This is a genomic window from Streptomyces sp. NPDC046197 (assembly GCF_040646295.1).
Classification (GTDB): Bacteria; Actinomycetota; Actinomycetes; order Streptomycetales; family Streptomycetaceae; genus Streptomyces.
This window is the reverse complement of the sequence record NZ_JBEYZY010000017.1, coordinates 44,647-60,513: the sequence shown is the minus strand read 5'-3', so window position 1 is coordinate 60,513 and position 15,867 is coordinate 44,647. Positions and strand designations below refer to the sequence as shown.

At 72.1% G+C, this 15,867-nt stretch carries 14 protein-coding genes; 10 read left to right on the top strand and 4 right to left on the bottom strand.

The window, feature by feature from the left end; genetic code table 11:
• Positions 1-11: 11 nt before the first annotated feature.
• The 5 genes from AB0A61_RS23680 to AB0A61_RS23660 all read left to right on the top strand — a co-directional run bounded on the left by AB0A61_RS23680 (position 12) and on the right by AB0A61_RS23660 (position 5,428).
• The gene (locus AB0A61_RS23680; protein ID WP_361295499.1) at positions 12-1,172 is read left to right on the top strand and encodes an acyl-CoA dehydrogenase family protein; all 1,161 of its coding nucleotides are present in this window, start codon (positions 12-14) and stop codon (positions 1,170-1,172) included.
• 57 nt (positions 1,173-1,229) lie between these two features.
• A complete protein-coding gene (locus AB0A61_RS23675) occupies positions 1,230-2,828 on the top strand; it encodes a 4-coumarate--CoA ligase family protein (RefSeq protein ID WP_361295496.1) in 1,599 nt (532 codons plus the stop codon).
• Positions 2,825-3,562, top strand: coding sequence for an enoyl-CoA hydratase family protein (locus tag AB0A61_RS23670; RefSeq protein ID WP_361295493.1), 738 nt, complete (start codon positions 2,825-2,827; stop codon positions 3,560-3,562). The genes AB0A61_RS23675 and AB0A61_RS23670 overlap by 4 nt, the downstream gene beginning before the upstream one ends.
• Entirely contained in the window at positions 3,550-4,161 is a 612-nt protein-coding gene (locus AB0A61_RS23665; RefSeq protein ID WP_361295490.1) for a TetR/AcrR family transcriptional regulator, read from the top strand. Before AB0A61_RS23670 ends, AB0A61_RS23665 begins: the two co-directional genes overlap by 13 nt.
• 235 nt (positions 4,162-4,396) lie before the next feature.
• On the top strand, positions 4,397-5,428 hold the full coding sequence (locus AB0A61_RS23660) for a 2-oxoglutarate and iron-dependent oxygenase domain-containing protein (protein ID WP_361295487.1): 1,032 nt from the start codon (positions 4,397-4,399) through the stop codon (positions 5,426-5,428).
• A 106-nt stretch (positions 5,429-5,534) separates the two neighbouring features.
• Here the strand turns inward: AB0A61_RS23660 and AB0A61_RS23655 are convergent, their stop codons facing one another.
• On the bottom strand, positions 5,535-6,635 hold the full coding sequence (locus AB0A61_RS23655) for a citrate synthase 2 (protein WP_361295484.1): 1,101 nt from the start codon (positions 6,633-6,635) through the stop codon (positions 5,535-5,537).
• A 378-nt stretch (positions 6,636-7,013) separates the two neighbouring features.
• Here AB0A61_RS23655 and pdxH point away from each other — a divergent pair, with 378 nt between their 5' ends.
• From pdxH to AB0A61_RS23640, 3 genes are all read left to right on the top strand, one after another.
• On the top strand, positions 7,014-7,643 hold the full coding sequence (gene pdxH / locus AB0A61_RS23650; protein ID WP_361295804.1) for a pyridoxamine 5'-phosphate oxidase: 630 nt from the start codon (positions 7,014-7,016) through the stop codon (positions 7,641-7,643).
• A gap of 165 nt (positions 7,644-7,808) precedes the next feature.
• Entirely contained in the window at positions 7,809-8,564 is a 756-nt protein-coding gene (locus tag AB0A61_RS23645) for an SIS domain-containing protein (protein ID WP_361295481.1), read from the top strand.
• Positions 8,565-8,740: 176 nt separating this feature from the next.
• Positions 8,741-10,162, top strand: a complete 1,422-nt coding sequence (locus AB0A61_RS23640) for a PAS domain-containing protein (RefSeq protein ID WP_361295479.1) — start codon at positions 8,741-8,743, stop codon at positions 10,160-10,162.
• A gap of 18 nt (positions 10,163-10,180) precedes the next feature.
• On the opposite strand, the gene AB0A61_RS23635 is transcribed toward AB0A61_RS23640, so the two are convergent.
• Positions 10,181-10,576, bottom strand: a complete 396-nt coding sequence (locus AB0A61_RS23635; RefSeq protein ID WP_361295476.1) for a RidA family protein — start codon at positions 10,574-10,576, stop codon at positions 10,181-10,183.
• Positions 10,577-11,011: 435 nt separating this feature from the next.
• Here AB0A61_RS23635 and AB0A61_RS23630 point away from each other — a divergent pair, with 435 nt between their 5' ends.
• On the top strand, positions 11,012-11,704 hold the full coding sequence (locus AB0A61_RS23630; protein ID WP_361295473.1) for a metal-dependent transcriptional regulator: 693 nt from the start codon (positions 11,012-11,014) through the stop codon (positions 11,702-11,704).
• Between the two features lie 633 nt (positions 11,705-12,337).
• Positions 12,338-13,276 (top strand): alpha/beta hydrolase, encoded by a 939-nt coding sequence (locus AB0A61_RS23625; protein WP_361295470.1) that lies wholly within the window; start codon positions 12,338-12,340, stop codon positions 13,274-13,276.
• 135 nt (positions 13,277-13,411) lie between these two features.
• Here AB0A61_RS23625 and AB0A61_RS23620 read toward each other — a convergent pair whose 3' ends face one another.
• Positions 13,412-15,019: a transporter gene (locus tag AB0A61_RS23620; RefSeq protein ID WP_361295468.1), complete on the bottom strand. Its 1,608-nt coding sequence runs from the start codon at positions 15,017-15,019 to the stop codon at positions 13,412-13,414.
• Positions 15,016-15,810 carry an ABC transporter ATP-binding protein gene (locus AB0A61_RS23615; protein WP_361295801.1) on the bottom strand — a complete coding sequence of 265 codons (795 nt, stop codon included), beginning with the start codon at positions 15,808-15,810 and terminating at the stop codon, positions 15,016-15,018. Before AB0A61_RS23615 ends, AB0A61_RS23620 begins: the two co-directional genes overlap by 4 nt.
• Positions 15,811-15,867 lie beyond the last annotated feature (57 nt).

Below are 15,867 nucleotides of genomic sequence, written 5' to 3'. Positions count from 1 at the left end.
GGGAGACGACAATGAGCCCCGTCATCGAATCCGAAGAGCACAAGGCCCTCCGGTCCGCCGTGTCCGCCCTCGGCAAGCGCTACGGCCGCGAGTACCTGACCGGCGTCGTCAAGGAGGGCCGCCACCCCCACGAACTCTGGGCCGAGGCAGGCAAACTCGGCTACCTCGGGGTCAACCTCCCCGAGGAGTACGGCGGCGGAGGCGGCGGCGTCGCCGAACTCTCCATCGTCCTCGAAGAACTCGGCGCCGCGGGCTGCCCCCTGCTCATGCTGGTCGTCTCCCCGGCCATCTGCGGCACGGTCATCGCCCGTTTCGGCACCGAGGCACAGAAACGGACCTGGCTCCCCGGAATAGCCGACGGCACCCGCACCATGGCCTTCGGCATCACCGAACCCGACGCGGGCTCCAACTCCCACCGCATCACCACCACCGCCCGCCGCGACGGCGCCGACTGGCTGCTGACCGGCCGCAAGGTGTTCATCTCCGGCGTCGACATCGCCGACGCGGTGCTCATCGTCGGCCGCACCGAGGACGCCCGCACGGGCCGTCTCAAGCCGTGCCTGTTCATCGTGCCGCGCGACGCGGACGGCTTCCAGCGGCGGCCCGTAGACATGGAACTGAACGCCGCGGAGAAGCAGTTCGAGCTGGTGCTGGACGACGTACGGCTGCCCGCCGACGCGCTGGTCGGCGACGAGGACGCGGGTCTGCTGCAGCTGTTCGCCGGCCTGAACCCCGAGCGGATCATGACGGCCGCGTTCGCCGTCGGCATGGGCCGGTACGCGCTGTCCCGGGCGATCGAGTACGCCCGCGACCGCACCGTGTGGAAGGCCCCCATCGGCTCCCACCAGGCCATCGCCCACCCCCTCGCCCAGGCGCACATCGACCTCGAACTCGCCCGCCTGATGATGCAGAAGGCGGCCCATCTGTATGACGCGGGCGACGACATGGGCGCCGGGGAGGCCGCCAACATGGCCAAGTACGCCGCCGGGGAGGCCTGTGTCAGGGCCGTCGACCAGGCCGTGCACACCCTCGGCGGCAACGGCCTCACGCGCGAATTCGGACTCGCCTCGTTGATAACCGCCGCACGCGTGGCTCGTATTGCTCCGGTGAGCCGGGAGATGATTCTCAACTACGTCTCCCACCAGACCCTGGGCCTGCCCAAGTCGTACTAGGCCGTATTCCGGCCCCCGTACGCACACCGGGCGAACACCGCCGTGCGAGGAGGAACCGTGTTCCGCAGCGAGTACGCAGACGTCCCGGCCGTCGAACTGCCCATCCACGAGGCCGTGCTGGGCCGGGCCGCCGAGTTCGGCGAGGTGCCCGCACTGGTCGACGGCACCGACGGCACCACCCTCACGTACGACCAGGTGGACCGCTTCCACCGGCGGATCGCCGCCGCGCTCGCCGAGGCAGGCGTGCGCAAGGGCGACGTCCTGGCCCTGCACAGCCCGAACACGATCTCCTTCCCGCCGGCCTTCTACGCCGCCACCCGCGCGGGTGCCTCGGTCACCACCGTGCACCCGCTGGCCACCCCCGAGGAGTTCGCCAAGCAGCTGAAGGACTCGGCGGCCCGCTGGATCGTCACCGTCTCGCCGCTGCTTCAGGGCGCGCGCCGGGCCGCCGAACTCGCGGGCGGCGTCGAGGAGATATTCGTCTGCGACACCGCACCCGGGCACCGGTCGCTGATAGACATGCTCGCCTCCGCCGCGCCGGAGCCGGCGGTCGCCATCGACCCGGGGGAGGACGTGGCGGCCCTGCCGTACTCGTCGGGCACCACCGGCGTCCCCAAGGGCGTGATGCTCACCCACCGCCAGATCGCCACCAACCTCGCCCAGCTCGAACCGGTGGTCTCGAACGGCCCGGGCGACCGGATCCTCGCCGTACTGCCCTTCTTCCACATCTACGGGCTGACCGCGCTGATGAACGCGCCCCTGCGGAAGGGGGCCACCGTGGTCGTCCTGCCCCGCTTCGAACTGGAGACCTTCCTCGCGGCGATCCAGAAGCACCGCATCACGGGCCTGTACGTGGCCCCGCCGATCGTGCTGGCCCTGGCCAAGCACCCGGCCGTCGCCCAGTACGACCTGTCGTCCCTGAAGTACATCATCAGCTCCGCCGCGCCCCTGGACGCCACACTCGCCCAGGCCTGCGCCAGGCGCCTCGGGCTGCCGCCCGTCGGCCAGGGGTACGGCATGACGGAACTGTCGCCCTGCACCCACATCGTGCCGCTGGACGCCATGCGCGAGGCGCCCCCGGGCACGGTCGGCAGGCTGATCCCCGGTACCGAGATGCGCCTCGTCTCCCTGTCCGACCCCGGCACGGACCTCGGTCCGGGCGAGGCCGGGGAGATCCATATCCGCGGACCCCAGGTCATGAAGGGCTACCTGGGCCGGCCCGACGCCACCGCCGCGATGATCGACGCCGACGGCTGGCTGCACACCGGGGACGTGGGCCACGTGGATCGCGACGGGTGGCTGTTCGTCGTCGACCGGGTCAAGGAACTCATCAAGTACAAGGGCTTCCAGGTGGCGCCAGCGGAACTGGAGGCCCTCCTGCTCACCCATCCGGGCATCGCCGACGCGGCCGTCATCGGCGTCTACAACGACGACGGCAACGAGGTCCCGCACGCCTACGTGGTGCGCCAGCCGGCCGCCACCGGCCTCTCGGAGGGAGAGGTCATGATGTACGTCGCCGAGCGCGTCGCCCCCTACAAACGGGTCCGGCAGGTCACCTTCGTCGACGCGGTGCCCCGCGCCGCCTCCGGCAAGATCCTGCGCCGGGAGCTCAGGGACCTCGGGGAGAAGCAGCAGCCGGAACCGGGGGAGCGGTGACGACGTTGATCGGACGCACGCGCGCGCGTGCCGTCGAGACACTCAGCCTCGACTCGACGGACAACCGCAACGCGCTGTCGGCGGCCCTCGTCGGCGAGCTGGCGGACGCGCTGACCGGCTGCGCCAAGGACGGCGACGTCCGCGCGGTCGTCCTCACCCACACCGGGAACACCTTCTGCGCGGGCGCCGACCTGCGCGATCCGCCCCAGCCGGACGCGCTGGTCGGCCTGCTGCGGCAGATCGTCGAGCTCGGCAAACCGGTCGTCGCCCGGGTCACCGGCCATGTGCGCGCGGGCGGCCTCGGACTGCTGGCCGCCTGCGACATCACGGCCGCGTCGAGTACGGCCACGTTCGCGTTCACCGAGGTGCGCATCGGCGTGGCCCCCGCGGTCATCTCGCTGCCCCTGCTGCCCCGCACCGACCCGCGCGCCCTGGCCCGCTACTACCTCACCGGGGAACGCTTCGACGCGGCCGAAGCCGCCCGGATCGGCCTGGTGACCGCCTCCGGCGACGACGTCGACGCCGTACTGGGGCCCGTCCTCGACGGGCTGCGCCGCTCCTCGCCACAAGGCCTGGCCGAGACGAAACGGCTGCTCACGGCTAGGGTGCTGGAAGCCTTCGACCGGGACGCGGCCGACCTGACCGCGCTCTCGGCCCGGCTGTTCGCCTCCGCGCAGGCGCGCGAGGGCATGACGGCCTTCCTCGAACGACGGGATCCGGAATGGGTGGTGTGACCACAGAGGACCGCGTGGAACGCGTCCCCAAACAGGACCGCAGCCGGGCCACCCGGCAGCGGCTCCTGGAAGCCGCAGTGGCCTGCCTCGCCGAACACGGCTGGGCGGGCTCCACGGTCCTGGTCGTCGCCGAACGCGCCGGTGTCTCCCGCGGCGCGGCCCAGCACCACTTCCCCACCCGCGAGGACCTCTTCACGGCAGCCGTCGAGTACGTCGCCGAAGAACGCTCCACCGCGCTGCGCGCCCTCTTCCCGCAGGGCGCGGCCGGAGACCGGCGGGCCGTGGTGTCCGCCCTGGCCGACCTCTACACCGGCCCCCTCTTCCGCGCCGCCCTGCAGCTGTGGGTGGCCGCCTCCAACGAGGAACAACTGCGCCCGCGCGTGACCGAACTGGAGGCCCGCGTCGGCCGCGAGACCCACCGGATCGCGGTCGAACTCCTCGGCGCCGACGAATCCCGCCCGGGCGTGCGGGAGGCCGTGCAGGGCCTGCTCGACATGGCACGGGGCCTCGGCCTGGCCAACCTCCTCACCGATGACGGGGCCCGGCGCGAGCGGGTCGTCACGCAGTGGGCGACGCTTCTGGACCAGGCGCTGCGCTGAACGTCCGGCGCACCGTGAACCGGGCCACATCCCAACACCGGCCCGCGCAGTAACCTGTCCGCATGCCTCCGATGCTCGTGCGACGCCGCCACGTGGACTACGTGCGCGTCACGAGCATGGGCTGTCGGCTTTCGGCCTGAATCAGCCCCTTTCTTCTCACCTTTCTTGCGGCATTCTGGGCGCCGCCCCACCCTCGGCGGCCTGCCCGTGGCCCACACACCCTGTGGACGCATCCATGACGACGCACCCTGCGACGACCCCGTCGTACGATCAGCTCCCGATCATCGACCTGTCGGCCGCCGACCGCGGCCCCCAGGCCCGCGCGCTGCTCCACGCGCAGTTGCACAGCGCCGCCCACGACGTCGGCTTCTTCCAGCTCGTCGGGCACGGCGTCACCCAGGCCGAGACCAACGCGCTGCTCGGCGCCATGCACGCCTTCTTCCAGCTCCCCGAGGCCGACCGCCTCGCCCTGGACAACGTCAACTCGCCGCACTTCCGCGGCTACACGCGCACCGGCGACGAGCGCACCGCCGGTGCCCGCGACTGGCGCGACCAGCTCGACATAGGGGCCGAGCGGCCCGCCCGCGTCCCCGGACCGGGCGAGCCCGCCTACTGGTGGCTCCAGGGCCCCAACCAGTGGCCGGCCGCCCTGCCCGAGCTGCGCACCGCCGCGCTGACCTGGATCGACCGGCTCAGCGCGGTCGCCGAGAAGCTGCTGCACGAGCTGCTGACCGCGATCGGCGCCCCGGCCCGCTTCTACGACCCCGTCTTCGGCGCGCACGCCCACCCGCACCTCAAGCTCGTCCGCTACCCGGGCAGCGCGGCCGACGGCACCGACCAGGGCGTGGGCGCCCACAAGGACTACGGGTTCCTGACGCTGCTGCTGCAGGACCGGGTCGGCGGACTGCAGGTGCAGCGCGAGGACGGGCTCTTCCACGACGTGCCGCCGATCGACGGTGCCTTCGTCGTCAACCTCGGCGAACTACTGGAGGTGGCGACCAACGGCTACCTCGTGGCCACCAACCACCGCGTGGTCAGCCCGCCCGGTGCCACCGAGCGGTTCTCCGTGCCGTTCTTCTACAACCCGCGCCTGGACGCCCGGGTCGAGCCGCTGCCCTTCCCGCACGCGTCCACCGCCCCCGGCATCACCGACGACCCGGACAACCCGCTGTTCGCCGAGTACGGCTACAACGAGCTGAAGGGCAAACTGAGGGCCCACCCGCTGGTGGCGGAACGACATCACGCCGGCTTGCCGGCCCCGGTGTGATCGACGCCGCTCAGGGGCGCGAGGCGGTATCACTGTGCGGCTCGGCCGCGTGGGCGCGGCCGGCCGCGACGGTGCCGCAGACGCTCGCGCCCCCTGCGCAAGGCGATCAGTGGGCGATGTCCGCGTAGCCCTCGATCTCCTGCGGGCTGCGCGGCCCCGGCCCCACATACCGGGCGGAGGGCCGCACCAGCCGCCCCGTCCGCTTCTGCTCGAGAATGTGCGCCGACCACCCCGCCGTACGGGCACAGGTGAACATCGACGTGAACATGTGCGCCGGCACCTCGGCGAAGTCCAGCATGATCGCCGCCCAGAACTCCACGTTGGTGGCGAGCACCCGGTCGGGCCGGCGGTTGTGCAGCTCCTCGAGGGCCGCCTTCTCCAGCGCCTCCGCGATCTCGAACCGCGGCGCGCCCAGCTCCCGGGCGGTCCGGCGCAGCACCCGCGCGCGCGGGTCCTCGGCCCGGTACACCCGGTGCCCGAAGCCCATCAGCCGCTCGCCCCGGTCCAGCGCCTGTTTGACGTACCGCTCGGCGTCCCCGGTCCGCTCGATCTCCTCGATCATGCCGAGGACCCGGGAGGGCGCGCCGCCGTGCAGCGGGCCGGACATGGCGCCCACCGCGCCCGACAGGGCGGCCGCCACGTCGGCTCCGGTGGAGGCGATGACGCGGGCGGTGAACGTGGAGGCGTTCATGCCGTGCTCGGCGGCGGACGTCCAGTAGGCGTCCACGGCGGCCACGTGCTTGGGGTCCGGCTCGCCCCGCCAGCGGATCATGAACCGCTCCACGACGGAGTGCGCCTTGTCGATCTCTCGCTGCGGCACCATCGGCAGGCCCTGCCCGCGGGCCGACTGGGCCACGTACGACAGGGCCATGACCGCGGCCCGGGCCAGGTCGTGGCGGGCCTCCTCGACGTCGATGTCCAGCAGCGGCCTCAGGCCCCACACCGGCGCGAGCATCGCCAGCGCCGACTGGACGTCCACGCGGATGTCACCCGAGTGCACCGGAATCGGGAACGGCTCGGCGGGCGGCAGACCGGGGTTGAAGGCGCCGTCGACGAGCAGACCCCACACATTGCCGAAGGAGACGTGACCGACGAGGTCCTCGATGTCGACACCCCGGTACCTGAGGGCACCGCCCTCCTTGTCCGGTTCTGCGATCTCCGTCTCGAACGCGACGACTCCCTCAAGCCCGGGTACGAAGTCGGACATCAGGCGGCTCCTCGTGGTCTGTGCGACAGATGGTGCGCGGGGGACGACAACCATGTGCCGGGGGTCAGAAATGGGCGTTCGTCAAGCGGATCCGCGGTCGTGTGCGAGAACTCGCGGTCCGGGGCAGTCATCCCTGTGATGCCCCGAGCGGTCGGCGGTCACCCAAACCGGGACGGCAGCAGCACGATATCCCCGAGTGCCACGCTTGGGGAGAGCTCTCGGCACTCAGTGCCAGCCAGTGACCAAGTACACCCGGAGAGGAGCGGCGCGCCGATACGGCAAGATGACCGAGTGACCGACCGAGAAGCCGTCGAAGCCGTCCGGGCCGGAGTGGAGGCCGCCGAGGCCGGGGAAGTCGCCCCCTTCGACCTCGCCTCCATGCGCAAGCACTACCGCGAGGAGGGCCTGTCCGAGGCCGACCTGGCCGACACCCCGATGGCGCAGTTCGCCCACTGGTTCCAGCAGGCAGCGACCGAGGGCCGGCTGTTCGAGCCCAACGCCATGATCGTCTCCACCGCGGACGCCGACGGCCGCCCCAGCTCGCGCACCGTGCTGCTCAAGGGATTCGACGACCGGGGCTTCGTCTTCTACACCAACTACGACTCCCGCAAGGGCCGTGACCTCGCCCAGAACCCGTACGTCTCGCTGCTCTTTCCGTGGCACCCGATGGCCCGCCAGGTCATCGTCCACGGCATCGCCCGCCGCACCGGCCGGGACGAGACCGCCGCGTACTTCCGCACCCGCCCGCACGGCTCCCAGCTCGGCGCCTGGGCCAGCGCACAGTCCTCGGTGATCTCCACCCGCGCCGAGATCGACGCCGCCTACACCGAGCTCGCCGCCCGCTACCCCGAGGGTGAGCAGGTGCCCGTCCCGCCGAACTGGGGCGGCTTCCTGGTCGCGCCGCAGAGCGTGGAGTTCTGGCAGGGGCGCGAGAACCGCCTCCACGACCGCCTGCGCTACGTGGTGCGACCGGACGGCAACTGGCGGGTGGAGCGGCTGAGCCCCTGACGGCCGTGCCGTGGGCCGCCACCGTATTGACACGGCTCTGGTCCGGACCTCACCGTGATCCGCGCCACACACGGAACACACACGGAACGACACACACGGAACGACACACCGGACACGTACATTTCGCCGGAACGCGAATATTTTGATATTCGAAGGGACTCACGGATGAGCGACGGCACGCCGGCCGGCCGGTTCTTCGACGCCGCCATCGGCCTGCTCCAGCGGGTCCGCGACGAGGAGGCCGGGTCGATCTCGGCCGCCGGCACCCTGCTCGCCGACACCGTCGCCGCCGGCGGCCGCCTGTTCGCCTTCGGTGCCGGGCACTCCTCGCTCGCCGCCCAGGACATCGTCTACCGCGCCGGCGGCCTCGCCCTGATGAACCTGCTCACCGTCCCCGGAGTCGTCGGCGTCGACGTCATGCCGGCCACCCTCGGCTCCGCCCTGGAACGCGTCGACGGCCTGGCCACCGCCGTCCTGGACAGCTCCCCGCTCCGCTCCGGCGACGCCCTGGTGATCATCTCGCTCTCGGGCCGCAACGCCCTCCCCGTCGAAATGGCCGCCGAGGCCCGCGCCCTCGGCGTAAAGGTCATCGGCGTGACCTCTCTTGCGTACGCCAGGGAGACGACGTCCCGGCACGCCTCGGGGACGTACCTGAAGGACCACTGCGACGTCGTCCTCGACTCGAAGATCGCCGTCGGCGATGCCGAGCTCACCCTCGACACCGTCCCGGCGCCCTTCGCCCCGGCCTCCACGGTCGTCACCGCGGCCCTCCTCCAGGCGGTCATGGCCACCGCGGCCGCCACCCTGGTCGACCGGGGCATCGAACCCCCGCTGCTGCGCTCCGGCAACGTCGACGGCGGCCACGAGTGGAACGGCCGGATCTTCGACGAGTACGCCGACCGGATCTTCTACCGACGCTGACCGCCGAAAACCGGACGGAACCCGGACTGATTCCCGCCCGACGGGGAATTCCGCCGTACAACGATTCCTTCAATCTTGTGGGAATTCGGTGTGTGCTGCGTCACGTTCCAGTTGAATGATTGCCAGTGAGCGAACCGACGCGCCGTACGTGCGGACGCAGCCTGCAGGGGGTCCAGGTGAGTGCTTCCCGGCGTAGTGGGACCACCGACGAGCTGGGGCCGGACGAGCCCGAGCGGGACGGTGCCGAGGGCCCCGACGGCCCCGACGGCTCCGACCTGCTCGCCGCCCTGCTCGACGGGATGGACGCGGCCCTGTGCGCTTTCGACGCGCACGGCGTCGTCACGCACTGGAACCGCGAGGCGGAGCGGATCCTCGGCTGGACCGCGGCCGAGGCCGTGGGGCGGCCCGGCTTCGCCGGGTGGGCCGTGCGCAGCGCGGACGCCGAGGAGGTCGAGGGGCGGCTGATGTCCGCCATGCACGCCCCCGGACGCCAGGTGCACGAGTTCGCCCTGCTCACCAAGGACGGCGGCCGCGTCCTGGTACGCACCCAGTCCGCGGCCGTGCGCGGCCCCGACGGCAAGCCCGCGGGCGTGTACTGCGCCTTCAGCGAGGTGCACGCGCAGATCGACCTGGAGCGGTCCATCGCACTGAGCGAGGCCCTCTTCGAGGACGCCTCCTGGGGCGTCGTCCTCGTCGACGCCGACCTGCGGCCCGCAGTCGTCAACTCGCACGCGGCCCGCGCGCTCGGCACCGGCCGTACGGCCGCGCTCGGGCGGCCGCTCGGCGACCTGCTCTCCCAGGGCGTGGAGGAGCTGGAGAGCGCGCTGACGCACGTCCTGGCCGAGGGCGCGCCGCCCGCGCCCGCGGAGATCTGGGTGAGCGTGCGCAGCACGGAGGGCGACAAGCGGCGCTGCTGGCGCAGCGGGTTCGTCCGGCTGGCCTCCCCGCTGGCGGAGGAACCGGTGCCGCTCGGTGTCGCCTGGCTCTTCGTCGACGTCACCGAGGCCAAGCACGGCGAGCAGGAAACCTCGATGCTGCGGTTCCGCGGCAACCAGCTGCACCGGGCCGCCCGGGCCGCGGCCGAGTGCGAGGACCCGACGGAGGCCGCCACCGTCCACCTCGACTTCGCCCTCGCCGGTTTCGCCGACCACGCCTTGGTCGACCGCGTGGTGGGGGGCGCCCCCGTCGACGGCGAGGAGAGGGGACCGGTACGGCTGGTGCGGGTCGCCGCCTCGCCCTCCGGCGGCACCGGGCCCACCCTGCTCACCGGGCAGGCCGGGCTGCCCGTCCGGTACGCCGAGGGGCACCCCGCCCTCCAGTGCGTGGAGCGGATCGGCTCCGTACGGGCCACGGTCGGGACCGTACCGGCCGAGCAGGCACGTGAGTGGGCCCTGGCCCGGCAGTGGCCGGCGGACGCCGTGCACGCCCTGTGCGCGGTGCTGCGCAGCCGGGGCCGCACGCTCGGGGTGGTGACGTTCCTGCGCAGCGCCGGACGCAGCCCCTTCGAGCGGTCCGACGCGGCCTACGCCGAGGACGTCGCCGTACGCGTCGCCACGGCGCTGGACCTGGCCGCACTGCTGAACGGCCGGGGGGACTAGGGGGTGTCGGCGTCGGCGTCAGGCGGCGGCGTCCCGCCTCCTCGCGTACACCTCGATCTCGATCTTCATACGGGGATCCGCGAGCCCGCACACCATCATCGTCGCCGCCGGCCGCACCTCGCCGAAGACCCGGCGCAGCACCGGCCAGCACGGCTCGAAGTCGGCCCGTTCGGGCAGCAGGTAGCGCACCCTGACGACATCGGCGAAGCCGCACCCCGCCTCCTCCAGGGCCGTCCCGATGTTCCGCAGGCACTGCTCGGCCTGCTCCACCACGTCCTCGGAGATCCTCATCGTCGCGTAGTCGTACCCGGTCGTCCCCGACACGTGCACCCAGTCCCCGTCGACCACGGCCCGCGCGTAGCCGATCTGCTCCTCGAACACCGAACCGCTGAGAACCGCACGTCGCTCCGTCATGGGCCGCACGCTAGCGCGCCGGAAAAAAAGTGGTTGATCGGGGGCCGAGCGGTTCCTAGTGTGTGGGCTACACGAGAAGGGAGGTGGTTCGGCAGATGTATGAAAACCGGACGCGTGAGGTGGCTGCGGGCTAGCGGCCCGTCACCACACCCAGTGCGGTGCCGGACCAGTACGTGAGACACGCGTACAGCCGGCCCAATCCCAAGCAGTCACCCGACCCGCGAGCTCGCCGGTACGTCCGGCCGGCTCCCCCGCCGTACGGTGGAGGGATCCGAGCTCGCGGGTCGTCTGCGTTTTCGCAGGTGTCCGTGGTTCGGCCCCGCCGTTCCCGCGTAGCGCCCCGGTTGTCAGTGCTATGCGTCAGAATTGGTTCCAGGGCCAGCGCACGCGCCGGGGAGCCGTCGAGCCTCCGGCAGAGGTAATCGAGGGGCACGTATGTCCGGACTGATCGACACCACGGAGATGTATCTCCGCACCATCCTCGAGCTGGAGGAGGAAGGCGTCGTTCCCATGCGCGCACGGATCGCCGAGCGGCTGGACCAGAGCGGTCCGACGGTGAGCCAGACGGTGGCGCGGATGGAGCGGGACGGCCTGGTGTCGGTCGCCGCGGACCGCCACCTGGAGCTGACGGACGAGGGCCGCCGGCTGGCCACGCGCGTGATGCGCAAGCACCGGCTCGCGGAGTGTCTGCTCGTCGACGTGATCGGCCTGGAGTGGGAGCAGGTGCACGCCGAGGCCTGTCGCTGGGAGCACGTGATGAGCGAGGCCGTCGAGCGCCGTGTTCTGGAGCTGCTGCGCCACCCCACGGAGTCGCCGTACGGCAACCCGATCCCGGGCCTGGAGGAGCTGGGCGAGAAGGACGGTGCCGACCCGTTCCTGGACGAGGGCATGGTGTCGCTGGCCGACCTGGACGCGGGCCACGACGGCAAGACGGTCGTGGTCCGGCGGATCGGGGAGCCGATTCAGACGGACGCGCAGCTGATGTACACGCTCCGTCGCGCCGGCGTGCAGCCGGGCTCGGTGGTGAGCGTGACGGAGTCGGCGGGCGGGGTGCTGGTCGGCAGTGGCGGCGAGGCGGCCGAGCTGGCCGCGGACGTCGCCTCCCACGTCTTCGTGGCCAAGCGCTGACGGTCGACCTGGGGGGCCTTCGGGGCCTTGGGGGCGCGCCCACGGCGGTCCCCGGGGTGGGGCTGCGCCCCCGCTGTTCGTGACGCAGCGTCAACCTCTCGCATGGGCTTCCGAGAGATCAGTCAACTTATGTGATTACAGGGGCAGTTGAGGCTGTGCCGGCGATCCAGTCGAATCCAAAATTCAGTGCGTCGAATCGCAGCGCTCGGACGTTTCGCGTGCGAGGCTGTCGCTTGAGGCATATGACCTGGAGGGGGCGGGAGGATGTGTCGCAGGCGCGTGAAGGGCCCCGGCGCCGTAGGGCGCCGGGGCCTGTCCTCCCCTGTGCTGACCCGGAGCCCCGAGCTCTCAGGGTCATCCCCCTCGGACCGTTTTTCCCCGAGCGGTCCGCCTCCCGTTGAAGATCTCCCCTGGGATGCGGCGATCATGCCTGGCGGGGGGTCACTCGAACGAGGGGTGTTGGCGGCAGAAACGGCATTTTCGAATGTGTATTCGATAGCCTGTGGGTGACGGGTCAAGAGGGACCTGCGCTAACAGGAATGTGCACGACGGCAGTCAGGACACGGTTCACAGGACCCGCGGGCTTCGGTGGGAGCGAGCGGTCCGAGCGGAGCTAGGGGGGTGCCAGGACCAATGGCGCGGCGCATCGACGTGACCGGGGCGGACGGCGTACGCCTCGCCGCCTGGGAGTTCGCGGACCCCCCGAAGACGGACCCGTCCGGGAGGATTCCCGCGCAGAGCCCCCTGGACCGGGCCGATCCGCCCGATTCGCCCGGGCCGACGGCCGAGGGCGAGACCGACCGGCGCCCGGGTGTGCTTTTACTGCATGGCCTGATGGGCCGTGCCTCGCACTGGGCGGCCACCGCCCGCTGGCTGTCCGAACGGCACCGTGCCGTTGCCCTGGACCAGCGTGGGCACGGACAGAGCGAGAAGCCCCCGCGGGCGGCGTACGCCCGTGAGGCCTACGTCGAGGACGCCGAGGCCGCCGTGGAGCAGCTCGGGCTGGCCCGGGCCGTCGTCATCGGCCATGCGATGGGTGCCCTGACCGCCTGGCAGCTCGCCGCCAAGCGCCCCGACCTGGTACGCGGACTGATCATCTGCGACATGCGGGCCTCCGCGCTCGGCGCCGCCTCCCAGCGCGAGTGGGTGGACTGGTTCCGGTCCTGGCCCGTGCCCTTCGCCACCCTCGCCGACGTCCGCAAGTGGTTCGGCGAGGACGACCCGTGGGTGGAACGCCCGAATCCGGCCCGCGGCGAGTTCTACGCCGAGGTCATGCACGAGTGCGAGGACGGCTGGCGCCCGGTGTTCGAGCCGGAGCAGATGCTGAAGTCCCGCGAGACCTGGGTGTACGACGCGCACTGGGAGGAGCTCGCCCAGGTCAGGTGCCCGGCCCTGGTCGTCCGGGGCCTCGACGGCGAACTGGGCCGCGCCGAGTCCCAGGAGATGGTCCGGGTCCTCCCGTACGGCGAGTACGCCGAGGTGGCCGACGCGGGCCACCTGGTCCACTACGACCAGCCCGAGGCGTGGCGCGCGGCCATCGAACCCTTCCTGGACGCGGTGCTCACGGCCTAGGGGTGGCCTAGGGGAGGCCTAGGGGGTGTCCACCAGGCAATGTCCGCCCCGGCCCTGCCGCACCGCCCGTGGACCGTGCCGGGGCGGCAGGCCGGGATGGCAGGCCGGGGCCGGGTGGGCGGGGCAGCCGCCGTTTCAGCCCCTGCTCACTGCCGTCAGGATTTCCGGCAGGCGGGACGCTGTGCGGGGGGCCGCGAGGCGCAGGCCCAGCAGGGTGAGCGCGGCGCCGTACGCGGCGCCCGCCGGGAACAGCAGCCAGCTCCACTCGTCGCCGCTCGCGCTGACGTTCGCCCAGATGGTGAGGGCGATGACCGGTGAGCACAGCAGGGCCGCCGCGACCATGCCGCCGAAGATGGAGATCCAGGCGAGGCCGGCCTGGCCGGGGGCCACGTTCTTGTACCCCTCCTGCGGGATGGAGTACGGGAAGCGGGCCGAGGTCCACGCACCGGTCGCCAGCATCGCGCCGAGCAGCGCGAAGGACAGACCCAGCACCTCGGGCAGCCGCGGCCAGTCGTGCAGCAGCGCCGTCGTCACCACGGTCACGAGGGTCGCGTAGGGCAGGGTGATCACCAGCAGGGCGAGCGCCCGTCCACGCAGCTCGACGTACGCGTCGCGCGGGGAGGAGATGGTCAGCGCGACCATCCAGAACGCGGACGTGTCCTGCCCGAACTGGTTGTACATCTGGATGCCGAGCATCCCGGCGGCGAAGCAGGCGAAGTAGAGCGAGCCGGTGCCCTGCAACGCGTTGAAGACCGGAACGATCAGGCCGATGGCGAGCGAGGTCACCCAGGCCGCCTTGGTCTTGGGGTCGCGCCACACGTAGCGCAGGCTGCGTTCCATGACCGTACCGGTGCGGCCGGACGGCAGCAGCCGGGTCAGGCCGCCCGCCGAGGCCCGTTCGCGCACGGCGGCGTCGGCGGCCTGGAGCGTCGAGGCGTCCGGGGAGGTCATCAGCCGGGTCAGGCTCCGCGCCCACACCGCGAGCAGGGCGGCCAGCGCTACGGCGGTCACGGCCAGCTGGGCGGCCGCGGCCGGGTACGCCCCCTTGCTCGCCGAGTCCACCGCCCCGACCGCGGACGCGGGCGGCACCCACCGCAGCACGTCCGCCGCCGGATCCAGCTGGGCGAGCCCGGCGGTGCCCAGCCGCTGCATGCCGAAGTTGACCAGCTGCGCGCCGACCGCGATGACCAGTCCGCTCAGTACCGCCAGGTCCCGCCCCTTCCGGCTGGTCAGCAGCTGGATGTTGGCGGCGGCCACGGCGCGGGCCAGCGCCAGGCAGAGCAGCAGCGCGAGGACGAGGGCGGCGACCGCGACGACGTAGCCGGCCGTCCCGTGCGCCACCGAGATCACGCAGCCCACGAGGAGCAGGACGGTGAACAGCGGGCCGATGCCGACCAGCGAGGCCGCCAGCAGGGCCCGTACGAGGGGACGGGGCCGCAGCGGCAGCATGACCAGGCGGGTCGGGTCGAGGGTCTCGTCGCCGCTGGGGAAGAAGAGCGGCATCACGGCCCAGCCCAGCGCCAGCACGGCCGCCGCGAGCAGGGCCACCGAGGCTGTGTGCGCATGGCCGCGCAGCGCGATCAGACCGAGCAGCTGCAGCGCCGCGAACAGCAGCGCGACGACGGCCGAGGTGACGTACGCGGCGCGCCGCCCACCCGACTGCTTCAGCCCGTTGCGCAGCAGTGACAGCTTCAGCCGTACGACGACGGGGGTGATCGACGTCGGTTGCGTCGCGGCGCTCACCGGGCTCCGCCGCCCAGCCAGTCGAGGTCGGAACCGGCGTTCCGCCCCTGTGCACCGACCAGTTCGAGGAACGCCTGCTGGAGCGTGGGGGCCTCGCCGCGCACCTCGGCGAGGGGGCCGTGGGCGCGGATGCGGCCCGCGGCCATGACGGCCACCCAGTCGCACAGGGACTCGACCAGCTCCATGACGTGCGAGGAGAACACCACGGTCGCGCCGGAGGCCGTGTAGCGCTCCAGGACGCCCCGGATGGTCTGGGCGGAGACCGGGTCGACGCCCTCGAACGGCTCGTCCAGGAAGAGGACTTCGGGGTTGTGCAGGAGGGCGGCGGCGAGTCCGGTCTTCTTGCGCATGCCGGTGGAGTAGTCGACGACGAGCTTGTGCTGGGCGCCGGCCAGGTCCAGCACGTCGAGCAGCTGGGTCACCCGCCGGTCCACCTCGGCACCGGGCAGACCGCGCAACCGCCCCGAGTACGACAGCAGTTCCCGCCCCGACAGCCGCTCGAAGAGCCTGAGTCCCTCCGGCAGCACCCCGATGCGCGCCTTCACCGCCACCGGGTCCCGCCACACGTCGTGGCCGACGACCTCGACGGCTCCCTGGTCGGGCCGCAGCAGCCCGGTCACCATGGACAGCGTGGTGGTCTTCCCGGCCCCGTTGGGGCCGACGAGCCCGATGAACTTCCCCGCGGGCAGCTCGAGATCGATCCCGGCAACGGCAACCTGCTGCCCGAACCGCTTCCAGAGCCCTTGTACGCGCACGGCGCTGGCACTTGCCACTGGTGCTCCCTCCGTCAGGATGAACCCTACGGCGGGGACAGCGCGCCCACAGGGGCGCGGGACTGCGCCGGCATG